Here is a 10,935-nt window from a genome sequence, read left to right as displayed (position 1 = left end):
ACTTGGCTACATAGCTCAGTTGGTTAGAGCATAGCATTCATAATGCTGGGGTCCGGGGTTCAAGTCCCTGTGTAGCCACCAAGTACTAAAAACGGCTTACCGAAAGGTAGGCCGTTTTTTTATGCCTCGAAAAAATGCACGGCGGTTACAGCGTTACCCGAACCGCCGTGCACTCAATCAATCACGTCCGAATCGTTGGCAATGCCGACAACGCCCGCTCCCAGATCTGCCAGGTTCGCAACCAGACCATCGCCTGCCAATCGCTGTCGGCAGGATAGAACTGCTCCAGAAGATTCAGCTTGATCTCGCGCCCTGTCGCATCACAGGGATTGCCATACAGATGCAGCCAGTGATCATCACGCAGATGTTGATGAACGTCCGGCCCCGGATACGTCCCGCACTCAATGACAAACGGCATCAGCCGTACCTGCGGCAGTGCATCGAGCAACGCCTGCGAGGTGTAGCCGGTGGCAGTCGCCGCCACGCCGGTTTCGCTGACCGTATTGGCGCCTGTTTGCAGGCTGTAGAGCCACGGGCCATAAATTGCCTGCGCATCCGGCAGCGCCGGATAGGCAGACTCGGTAATCGTCAACAGCATCGGATGGCCGTATTCACCGGCGCCGGTGTGCAGGTCGAAGCACATGGCGATGTCAGCATCGGCCATATGGTTTTGCATGATCTGGTGCAAAGTGCGGTTCGACCAACTCGGCGCCAGCCCTCCGTAAAACAACCCATCTGGATGAGCGTGCTGGCCACCTTCGACAATCGACATGACCGCCGACCATCCATCACGCTGGATCTGCTCATCAAGCAAGGCATCGACCCGATCACGCTCGGCACCTCGCAACTGCGTGCAAGCATAAATCTCATGCAACGCGTTGTAAGCCTGGTTATCCGGCAGTGCTTTTTGGTAATTCAGGTGATTACGATTCAGGTCAATGTTGTCTTCGTTGACCCTGCGCAACCACGCCATGCCCCAAGGGTTGATGGCATGGATCATGACCACGGCAACGTCGGCTGGCAGCGTGCGCTTGCCCAGCTCTTGCATCCATTTGATCTGACAACCCGAACCGTAGAAGCCTTCGACGCCATGGGTCCCGCTTAACGCGATCAGCAGGCGCTTGGCCGCCGGGTTTCCGAGAACCGCCACGTCGGTGCTCAGGTCCTCGCCGAAGGGGCCTTTCAAGGGATGGCGATACTCGGTCATCGTCGCCCCGGCCGCGGTTGCTGCCGCGAGGAATTGTTCACGCTGGGCACGGTAGCTGGGCTGGGTCGGGAACTCGTTCTGCATGTCTACCTCTTGTTGTTTTTCTGGTCTGACTACTGACTACGACCCTACAGAAAATCCGCCCGATCATGAAGGGCAAAAACCTGTTGGTCGTAGGAAGCGGTTTGCGTCACTCCATGACGGCCTATAAAGTCCTCTGAACCCATTTCCCACGGACGGAGTGTCCCAGTGTTCTCAGCCTTGCACTTGAGCCGCTATCGCCTGCCAGCCCTCGCGCTGATCGCCAGTACTCTGACCCTCGCCGCATGCAGTAGCGCCCTGGCCCCGACACTGCCGGTTGCGCCGGAAAGCGCCAGCGGCTTTCGCACCGACCTGCAGACCCGGCATGCCTCAAAGCACATGGCCGCTGCCGCCAACCCGCTCGCGGCGCAAGCCGGACGGGAAATGCTGCGTCGTGGTGGATCGGCCATCGACGCCGCGATTGCGATGCAAGCAGTGTTGACGCTGGTCGAGCCACAATCGTCGGGAATTGGTGGCGGTGCGCTGATCGTACTGTGGGACGGTAAATCCGTGCGCACCTACGACGGCCGCGAAACGGCTCCGGCCGGCGCCACCGAGAAACTCTTTCTGCAAGCAGATGGCCAACCGATGCCGTTCACCCAGGCGCAGATTGGGGGTCGCTCAGTAGGAACGCCGGGCGTGTTGCGAGCGCTCGAACTGGCGCATCAAAAACACGGTCGCCTGCCATGGGCACAATTGTTCGAACCGGCCATCCAGCTCGCTCAGCAAGGCTTCACCATCTCGCCGCGCCTGCACGGGTTGATCGCTTCGGACTCGTCCATGGCTCGTTCGCCGCAGATGATGGCCTACTTTTTCAATCCCGATGGCAACCCGAAAGCCAGTGGCACTCTGCTGAAAAATCCGGCATTGGCCGCGCTGTTCCAGCGCATCGCCAAAGAAGGTCCGGACGCGTTGTACAAAGGCCCTGTCGCGCAGGAAATCGTTGCCAAGGTTCAGGGCCACGCCAATCCCGGAAGCCTGTCGTTGAACGACCTCGCCCACTACAGCGCCAAGGAACGCGCCCCGCTGTGCACCGACTACAAGCGCTGGCAGGTTTGCGGCATGCCGCCGCCGTCATCGGGTGGGATTGCCGTGGCGCAAATCCTCGGCACCCTGCAAGCCCTGGAAGCTCGCGACAGCCGCTTTGCCCTCGCACCGATGAAACCGGTCAGTACCAGCGCTCCGGCCGGCCTGGAGCCATCCCCAGACGCCGTGCACCTGATATCGGAAGCCGAACGCCTGGCCTATGCCGACCGCGCCCAATACGTCGCTGATACCGACTTTGTGCCGGTGCCCGTCAAAGGCCTGGTTGATCCGACCTATTTGGCCAGCCGCGCCAGCCTGATCGGTGAGCGCAGCATGGGCGTCGCTAAACCGGGGACACCGCCGGGCATTCAGGTTGCCTACGCGCCGGACCGTTCGCCGCTGCGCATTTCCACTTCGCAAGTAGTGGCGGTGGATGACCAGGGCGGCGCCGTGTCGATGACCACCACCATCGAATCCGCCTTCGGCTCCCATGTGATGGTTCAGGGGTTCTTGCTCAACAACGAGATGACTGACTTCTCGTTCATCCCCGAAGTAAACGGGCAGAAAGTCGCCAACCGCGTCGAACCGGGTAAACGCCCACGTTCGTCGATGGCCCCCACATTGATCTTCGATCGTCAGAGCGGCGAATTCCTCGCCAGCATCGGCTCCCCCGGGGGCTCACAGATCATCGAATATGTCGCCAAATCCACCGTCGGCCTGCTCGACTGGAACCTTGATCCGCAAACGGCTATCAGCCTGCCCAACTTCGGCAGCCGTAATGGCCCTACCGAACTGGAACGCGGACAATTCAGCCCGACGCTGATCCAGGCACTGAAGGACAAAGGCCATAACGTGACTGAAATCGACATGACCAGCGGCACCCAAGCGATAGTTCGGGTCAAGGATGCGCAAGGCAAAGCGTCGCTGGCAGGAGGCGCCGATCCACGGCGCGAGGGAGAGGCGTTGGGGGATTGAGTCTGTAGCGCTCACCTCAACGGTCATCCGGGTGTAGCCGCCGCTGCCTTACGGCGCCAGGGTCTTGCCGTCCACCGGGTCGCCAATCTTCAGGAAATGCCCGCCAGCGACGTGGTGCAAGGTGCGCAATGCATCTTGCCCCTCGAAGTGCCAGCGCCCGTCACTGAACACTCGCTCATCCGCCTGAGCGGCAATCACTTCGGCGAGGAACAGGTCGTATTGCTGATGATTGCCTGGCTCAGGCAAGAGTCGGCATTCCAGCCAGGCGACGCAGCCTTCAAGCATTGGCGCCTCGACGGATTCACCAGCGAACGTCTGTAAATCGTAGGTCTGGAATTTGTCGCGCCCCTGGTTTTGGGTCAACTCCAGGCCGGACGTCGAGCCGACGGTCTGTACAATATCGGCTTGCGCAGCGCAGGGAACGTTGAGCACGAAGGTGCCAGAGGCCTCAAGCAGTTGTCGGGTCCAGGTGGACTTGTCGAGGACCACAGCGATTTTCGGCGGCTCGAAATCCAGCGGCATGGCCCACGCCGCCGCCATGATGTTGCGCTGGCCACCATGGGCCGCGCTGACCAACACGGTCGGCCCGTGATTGAGCAGACGATAAGCCTTGGACAAGGGCACCGGACGGCGATGGGAGACGCTCATGGAAGTCTGCTCCTTGGAGAAAAGAGCCGATTGTAGCGGTCTTGAAATGAAAAGATCGCCGCTGGCGATCTTTTCATTTATCGAGCTGAACGTTGGTCTCAGGTCGACAACTGATTGGCGAACTGGCCCACCGCATTCACCACTTTCTGAGCGCCGTCCTGGATCTCCACAATCACCGTGCCTGCCTCAGCCGCCAATGCCAGCCCTTGTTCAGCCTGAAGCTTGCCATCGGTCATCAGAGCCACCGCATTGCGTGCCATGTCCTGGTTCTGACGTACCACCAGAACGATTTCATCGGTGGCCTGGCTGGTACGCGAAGCCAGTTGCCGGACCTCGTCCGCCACCACGGCAAAACCCCGGCCCTGTTCACCCGCACGGGCCGCTTCGATGGCGGCATTGAGCGCCAGCAGGTTGGTCTGTTCGGCAATGCCGCTGATGGTCTTGACGATTGTGCCGATCACCAACGACTGTTCGTTCAGCGCTTCAATGCCATCGCCGGCGGTTTGCATGTGCTTGGCCAGATCACGCATTACATCCACCGCCTGAGTCACCACGGCATTGCCACGCTGTGCACTCTGATCGGTTTGCTGCGATGTGCTGTAGGCAATATTCGCCGCGTCGGCTACGGCCTGCTCCTGATTGACCTGATCGGTGATCACCGTGGCGAACTTCACCACTTTGTAGAGTTTGTTGTTGGCATCGACCACCGGGTTGTAGGACGCCTCCAGCCAAACCGTACGACCATGGCTATCGATGCGTTTGAAACGGCCCGCGACGTACTCGCCCGCATTCAGGCGGCGCCAGAAATTCTGGTAGTCGGCACTGTTGTAATCTTCTGGCAGGCAAAAGGTGCGGTGATGCTTGCCCTTGATCTGCGCCAGGCTGTAACCCATGCCGGAGAGAAAGCGATCGTTGGCCATCAGCACGTTGCCGTTCAGGTCGAACTCGATCACCGCCGTCGAGCGCACCAGTGCGCCGATCAGGTTTTCATGTTCGCGGGAGGCTTCGATGGTGCGCGTCAGGTCGCTGGAGAAAATCGAGAAACAACTGATCCGGCCGTCCGACGAACGTACCGGCTGCAGGATCGAACGCAACCAGGCTTCCTGGCCGGTGCCGCGCAACAAACGCACGGTGCCAGCAAAATGTTCGCCACGCGTCAGCGCCGTATGGAAACGCCGCTGGAACTCGTCGTTTTTCACATGATCCGGAACGATCTCGTCGATGTGCCGGCCGACCAGCTCGTTGCTCTTGTAGTGCATCTCGCTGGCGAAGTTCTGATTGACCGATTGAACCCGCCCATCCCTATCGAGGGTCAGCACCAGCATCTCGCTTTCCAGACTTTCCTTCACTTGCTGAAGGCTGGAGAGTTCTTCGCGAAGAGCCGACAGCTCCTGCTTCAAGCGTTTATTGAACATGAGGACGCACCGATGGACTGGATAGAAAGCGACTTACAGCCTAACCATCGGCCTTGCGGGTCTTTTCTGAAGAGCTTTTGAGCTTTGTCCTACAAAAAATACTTTCGTCGCTGTCGATGAGCCCGTCACTCAGGCAGCGCCCACCGCCGGGCAACGTCCAACGTTGGGCACACGCGCACCGAAATACGCGGCGCTGCCCACACCCACAGCACCCATGACTGCGCAGAAAATCACACAGATCCAAGGACTCCACGGCATCAGGCCAATCAACAACAGCGGTGTGATGCTCGCCCAGGCCGCGTAGGCAATGTTGTAAGTGAAGGAAATGCCCGAGACACGAACCCGCGCCGGAAACAGGCTGACCATGACCGATGGCACCGCACCGACCACACCGCACGCGAGCCCGGCCACGGCGTAAGCCAAGCCGACCCAATCACCGCCGGTGATCAAGCAGCCATAAAGCACGCCGATGCCCAGCGGCAACAACAGGCTATACAGCATCACTGTGCGCCAGGCGCCCATCCGGTCGACCAGCCACCCGGCAAGCACGCAACCAATGTTAAGAAAGACGATGCCAAACGCACTCAGGGCGAAGGTGTGGCTAGCGGTCATGCCGAAGGTTTTCTGCATCATGGTCGGGGTGATGACCACGAATACGACGACCGCCGAGGTCAGCACACAGGTCAGAATCATCGCCGGCAGGATGGCCAATCGGTGTTCACGCAGAACCGCCCGCAGCGGCAATTCAACAGTCTCTTCGCGCTGGGCCTGCATGGCCATGAAAACCGGGGTTTCGCTGAGCCAGCGGCGCAACCAGACGCCAATCACACCGAACACGCCACCCAACAGGAACGGATAGCGCCAGGCGAATTCAAGGATTTCTGCCGGGGTGAAGGCCTGGGCCAGGAACGTCGCCGTCAAGGCACCCAGCAAATAGCCAAATGTCAGCCCTGCCTGCAAAAAGCCCAAGGCATAACCGCGATGGCCCACCGGTGCATGCTCTGCGACGAACACCCAGGCGCTTGGCACTTCTCCCCCCACCGCAGCCCCCTGTAAAACCCGCAGGGCCAACAACAGCAGGGGTGCGAAGTAACCGATTTGCGCGTAGGTCGGCATGATCCCGATCAGCAGGCACGGCAGCGCCATCATCAGGATGCTCAGGCTGAAGACCTTTTTACGCCCCAACCGGTCGGCAAAATGCGCCATCAGGATTCCGCCCAAAGGCCGCGCCAGGTAACCGGTGACGAAGATTCCGAAGCTTTGCAACAGGCGCATCCACTCGGGCATTTCCGGCGGAAAGAACAACTGGCTCAAGGTCAACGCAAAAAATACGAAGATGATGAAGTCGTAGATTTCCAGCGCCCCGCCGAGGGCGGCGAGCCCCAGGGTCTTGTAATCCGAGCGGCTGAACGGCGCCGGGCGTGAATCAGTATTGGCAGTCATGAAAAGAACTCTGGCACAGGCAAAAACCAAGGCGCCCATGGTCTACGCAAATGCGCCTGTGGACAACCCGTTAGACCAAAGCCCCATATCCGCAAATCAGACCCGCAAAAAAATTGCGGGTGAATTAATGTTGAGATCTGTCTAGACGGGCCTCTGCCGCCCCGAAGACCACAACAAACATAAAAATTCGAGGTATTCCCGTGGCCGCAGATATCGAAGATACCCGCTCCGCCCGCTTTGCCCTGCGCTGCTCAAGCTTTGCCGAACGCTGGTTCCCCGACTCCTGGGTGTTTGCCGCCCTGGCTGTCATTATTGTGGCCGTGACTACGATGGCCATGGGCGCCAAACCCACCGATGCCGCCATGGCGTTCGGTGATGGCTTCTGGAGCTTGATCCCGTTCACCATGCAAATGGCCTTCGTGGTAATTGGTGGTTACGTGGTTGCCAGTTCACCGCCAGCGGTGAAGTTGATTGACCGCCTGGCCAAGCTGCCGAAAAACGGTCGCTCGGCGGTGGCCTGGGTTGCGCTGATCTCCATGGTCGCGTCACTGCTGAACTGGGGCTTGTCACTGGTGTTCGGCGGCTTGCTGGTGCGTGCCCTCGCCCGCCGTACAGATCTGAAAATGGACTATCGCGCTGCCGGTGCAGCCGCCTATCTGGGACTCGGTGCGGTGTGGGCCCTAGGTCTGTCGTCGTCTGCTGCGCAATTGCAGGCCAACCCGGCCAGCCTGCCACCGTCGATTCTGTCGATCACCGGGGTGATTCCGTTCACCCAAACCATCTTCCTCTGGCAATCGGGCGTGATGTTGCTGGCCCTGATTGTCATCTCGCTGATCATTGCCTACGCCACTGCCCCAGGCCCGAATACCGCGCGGGACGCCCAGGCCTGCGGCGTCGATCCAAGCTTCAACCTGCCACCTCTGCAACCGCGAACCCGTCCTGGCGAATGGCTGGAACACAGTCCGCTTCTGACCATACTGTTGGTGCTGCTGGCCGCGGGATGGTTGTTCCATGAGTTCTCGACCAAACCGGCAATCAGTGCCATTTCCGGCCTGAACACTTACAACTTTCTGTTCATCATGCTCGGCGCCCTGCTGCACTGGCGGCCACGCAGCTTCCTCGATGCCGTGGCCCGCGCGGTGCCGACCACTACCGGCGTGCTGATCCAGTTCCCGCTGTACGGCTCGATTGCAGCATTGATGACCACCGTCAAAGGCGCCGATGCGCAAACCCTGGCCCATCACATCTCGACCTTTTTCGTGAGCATTGCTTCCCACGACACCTATGCGCTGCTGATGGGCGTGTACTCGGCGATCCTCGGGTTCTTCATTCCGTCCGGCGGCGGCAAGTGGATCATCGAAGCACCCTATGTGATGCAAGTAGCCAACGACTTGAACTACCACCTGGGCTGGGCCGTGCAGATCTACAACGCCGCCGAAGCGCTGCCCAACTTGATCAACCCGTTCTACATGCTGCCTCTGCTGGGCGTGCTAGGGTTAAAGGCACGGGACTTGATCGGCTTCTCGTTCGTGCAATTACTGGTGCACACGCCGCTGGTTCTACTCTTGCTGTGGGCGCTGGGGACGACGCTGGCGTATACGCCGCCGGTGATACCTTGATCAGCCGGCCCTGACGGTGCAGAACCCTGCGCGAATCCACGCTGAAAAGGATCTGAGCATGATAAAACTCGCAGGACTCACCTTGGCGGCACTCACCTTGAGTGCCGCTGCCCATGCCGATGTCGCCGTAAATCTTGGCAGCACCGAACGCGTTACTCGTCTGTTCGCCTACCCCAACAATTGCAACGTGATCTGCTTTCGCAATTGGACCCTTGAGCAAACCGTGGAGCATTACCTGACCCAAAGCGTGCAACGCGACGGCTACAGCGATGCGAAGGTCCTGGTGATAACCGACAAGGGGCAGCTGAATGCACAAATCAGCGGTGTACCCAGAAGCTATGAAAAACCCCTGACTGCACTGCTCGACGCTGGCGATCTGGCTTACGCTGGCGCCAGCAAACTCAATGCCGATGGCAAGTGGGCCTATAGCTGGAACCTGTTCCTGCCACTGGGCTTGGCACTGGAAAACCGTAGAAGTGTCCAATTGCTGCACTTCCCGCCAGACTACTCGCTGACCCAGGCCCAGGATTACTTGAAATCTGACACCACGGATCGCTGGGCCACGCTGCTGACGATCAACGGTATCCCCGCCGAACAGACGCCGGGCTTTCAGACAATCATCGACATCGCCCCGATCGCCGCGCCATCCAACGGTGGCAAGGACCTGGAGGGTGTTTATGGCTACTTCAAGGACTACCAGACCGCGATGGTCAAGCAAGTCAGCCTGCACGCCAGCGGCGATCCGCTGCCGATGGTCGCTTTCGGAGTACCGGTGCGTAACTGGGTCAAAGAGCAATACGGGCCGACCGTGAACGTGTTGAGCCTGGTCAACATCAGCCCGAGCGATGGCGTAAAGGTGCCCGTACTGGGTGCCAACCATCCGGCCTACATTTGGTTCGTCGCCGATCCGGCAAGCTATACCGGCAGTGACGCCCAGGCCAAGGCCGATGCAGCGGGCCTCAAAGTCATGGGGCAGGACCTGAGTGCTGCGTGCTGGCAGGCCACCATGGGCCGTGAACCGGACAGCAATCCTGACATCGAGCTGAAAACCTGTACTCAAACCTGGCAGGTGGCCCAGAAAGAAAAAACCTGCGAGCTGTTCTATACCTCGATTCGTAACCTCAAGACCCCGCAAGCCGTGGCCAAATGCGCGTCAGCTTCGATCGCCCCCCAACTCAAGCTACTCAAGGCCCCCGCACCAGCGCCTGCAAAACCCGCCCCACCGCTTTGACCCGATGAATGGCGGGCTACTGTCAGTAATGACAGTAGACCGTCCAAGGTCCAGGCTGAAGGGCTTTACAGCGGTTGGAAAGGACGCAGGCGGTACTGCGGCGGCAGCTGCTCTGGACCGCTGATCGTGGCGTTCAAGCTTTTCCAGCGGCCGTCCTTGATGCCATAGATGCATCCATGGACTGACAGCTTCTGCCCACGATGCCAGGCATTTTGCACAATGCTGGTATGGCCGACGTTGGCCACTTGCTGGATCACATTGAGCTCGCAGAGACGGTCGACACGTTCTTCTTCGGTGGCCAGCTTGCTGAGCTCTTCACGCTTCTCGTAGTAAAGATCGCGAATAGAGCGCAGCCAGCCGTCGATCAGGCCAAATTGGCGATCCTGCATCGAAGCGCGTACGCCACCGCAGCCATAGTGGCCGGTGACCAGGATATGTTTGACCTTGAGTACGTCGACGGCGTACTGAATCACCGACAAGCAGTTCAGGTCAGTGTGCAACACCACGTTCGCCACATTGCGGTGTACGAACAGATCACCCGGCAACATGCCGACGATCTCGTTGGCCGGCACCCGTGCATCCGAGCAACCGATCCACAAATATTCAGGCGTTTGCTGGCGAGCCAGTTTGGCGAAGAAGTCCGGATCTTCCTTGGTGATCGCGTCAGCCCAACGCTCGTTGTTATCAATCAGGTCTTGTAAGTCGTGCATGCTGGGAAGCCTCAAGAATGATTCGCTGCTTTGACAGACAACCGCCCGTCGGGGTCACCAAAGGATTGCAGGTGTTTTCGTTGGAATTCCCGTGTGCCGGGTGAGTCCACCCTAGTAAGGCCCACAGTATGAGGAATTGCCATGACTGATTCACGACGTCCGTACGATGCGGTGCAACCAGAACCCATCGATGATAACGAAGACCGCATGGGCTCGGTGCACGAGTTGGACTTCGACGACGAACAGCCCAGCGCGAAGATTGGTGACGAGTTACCCGAGCGCGAACGCGAGCAATTGATGCCACGGGCACGGGTGCGGGAAGCGGGTATGACCGGTGCTTCGACCGACGACCATGAGCCCACTGACGACGATATGAGCCCTGAAACCCTGATCCCTGACGACGGTTCCCGGGATGGCCATGAATTCGGTGCAGGCAACCCGGCCGATTGGGATCTGAGCATTGTCGATAAAGATGACATTGGTGGTGGTGATGGCTTGGACGAGGCGGAACTGGCCAGACGTGATCCACTCGACAGCAAACGTTGATTTGCTTTTTGTAGGAGCTGCCGAAGGCTGCGAT

At 59.4% G+C, this 10,935-nt stretch carries 8 protein-coding genes, 1 tRNA gene and 2 pseudogenes; 5 read left to right on the top strand and 6 right to left on the bottom strand.

All coding sequences use genetic code 11. The features are described 5' to 3' along the window. The first annotated feature begins 4 nt into the window (after window positions 1-4). Window positions 5-81, top strand: a tRNA-Met gene (locus ACRESJ_RS14245). 100 nt (window positions 82-181) lie between these two features. Here the strand turns inward: ACRESJ_RS14245 and ACRESJ_RS14240 are convergent. Further along, on the bottom strand, window positions 182-1,291 hold the full coding sequence (locus tag ACRESJ_RS14240; RefSeq protein ID WP_431758458.1) for a DUF2817 domain-containing protein: 1,110 nt from the start codon (window positions 1,289-1,291) through the stop codon (window positions 182-184). A gap of 165 nt (window positions 1,292-1,456) precedes the next feature. Here ACRESJ_RS14240 and ggt point away from each other — a divergent pair, with 165 nt between their 5' ends. After that, on the top strand, window positions 1,457-3,289 hold the full coding sequence (gene ggt, locus ACRESJ_RS14235; RefSeq protein ID WP_431758457.1) for a gamma-glutamyltransferase: 1,833 nt from the start codon (window positions 1,457-1,459) through the stop codon (window positions 3,287-3,289). A 48-nt stretch (window positions 3,290-3,337) separates the two neighbouring features. Here the strand turns inward: ggt and ACRESJ_RS14230 are convergent, their stop codons facing one another. From ACRESJ_RS14230 to ACRESJ_RS14215, 4 genes and pseudogenes are all read right to left on the bottom strand, one after another. Next, window positions 3,338-3,937: a flavin reductase family protein gene (locus tag ACRESJ_RS14230; protein ID WP_431758456.1), complete on the bottom strand. Its 600-nt coding sequence runs from the start codon at window positions 3,935-3,937 to the stop codon at window positions 3,338-3,340. Between the two features lie 98 nt (window positions 3,938-4,035). Further along, window positions 4,036-4,473 (bottom strand): annotated as a pseudogene (locus tag ACRESJ_RS14225) (methyl-accepting chemotaxis protein); the annotation flags it as partial. A gap of 102 nt (window positions 4,474-4,575) precedes the next feature. Then, window positions 4,576-5,262, bottom strand: a pseudogene (locus tag ACRESJ_RS14220) (PAS domain-containing protein); the annotation flags it as partial. 219 nt (window positions 5,263-5,481) lie between these two features. Beyond that, window positions 5,482-6,795, bottom strand: coding sequence for an MFS transporter (locus ACRESJ_RS14215; protein ID WP_431758455.1), 1,314 nt, complete (start codon window positions 6,793-6,795; stop codon window positions 5,482-5,484). Between the two features lie 200 nt (window positions 6,796-6,995). Here ACRESJ_RS14215 and ACRESJ_RS14210 point away from each other — a divergent pair, with 200 nt between their 5' ends. Continuing rightward, window positions 6,996-8,414: a short-chain fatty acid transporter gene (locus ACRESJ_RS14210; protein WP_431758454.1), complete on the top strand. Its 1,419-nt coding sequence runs from the start codon at window positions 6,996-6,998 to the stop codon at window positions 8,412-8,414. Window positions 8,415-8,472: 58 nt separating this feature from the next. Continuing rightward, window positions 8,473-9,645: a hypothetical protein gene (locus tag ACRESJ_RS14205; protein WP_431758453.1), complete on the top strand. Its 1,173-nt coding sequence runs from the start codon at window positions 8,473-8,475 to the stop codon at window positions 9,643-9,645. A gap of 65 nt (window positions 9,646-9,710) precedes the next feature. Here the strand turns inward: ACRESJ_RS14205 and can are convergent, their stop codons facing one another. After that, on the bottom strand, window positions 9,711-10,355 hold the full coding sequence (can, locus tag ACRESJ_RS14200) for a carbonate dehydratase (RefSeq protein ID WP_431758452.1): 645 nt from the start codon (window positions 10,353-10,355) through the stop codon (window positions 9,711-9,713). Window positions 10,356-10,496: 141 nt separating this feature from the next. On the opposite strand from can, the gene ACRESJ_RS14195 reads away from it, so the two are divergent. Then, window positions 10,497-10,901 (top strand): serine kinase/phosphatase, encoded by a 405-nt coding sequence (locus tag ACRESJ_RS14195; protein WP_431758451.1) that lies wholly within the window; start codon window positions 10,497-10,499, stop codon window positions 10,899-10,901. Window positions 10,902-10,935: the final 34 nt, after the last annotated feature.

Source organism: Pseudomonas sp., from assembly GCF_050739655.1.
Classification (GTDB): domain Bacteria; phylum Pseudomonadota; class Gammaproteobacteria; order Pseudomonadales; family Pseudomonadaceae; genus Aquipseudomonas.
This window is presented reverse-complemented; position numbering and strand designations above follow the sequence as displayed.

Excerpts from the sequence above, each read along its gene's own strand:
- ACRESJ_RS14215 (WP_431758455.1), bottom strand. The coding sequence starts at position 6,795 with ATGACTGCCAATACTGATTCACGCCCGGCGCCGTTCAGCCGCTCGGAT.
- ACRESJ_RS14195 (WP_431758451.1), top strand. The coding sequence starts at position 10,497 with ATGACTGATTCACGACGTCCGTACGATGCGGTGCAACCAGAACCCATC.
- ACRESJ_RS14230 (WP_431758456.1), bottom strand. The coding sequence starts at position 3,937 with ATGAGCGTCTCCCATCGCCGTCCGGTGCCCTTGTCCAAGGCTTATCGT.
- ACRESJ_RS14205 (WP_431758453.1), top strand. The coding sequence starts at position 8,473 with ATGATAAAACTCGCAGGACTCACCTTGGCGGCACTCACCTTGAGTGCC.
- can (WP_431758452.1), bottom strand. The coding sequence starts at position 10,355 with ATGCACGACTTACAAGACCTGATTGATAACAACGAGCGTTGGGCTGAC.
- ACRESJ_RS14240 (WP_431758458.1), bottom strand. The coding sequence starts at position 1,291 with ATGCAGAACGAGTTCCCGACCCAGCCCAGCTACCGTGCCCAGCGTGAA.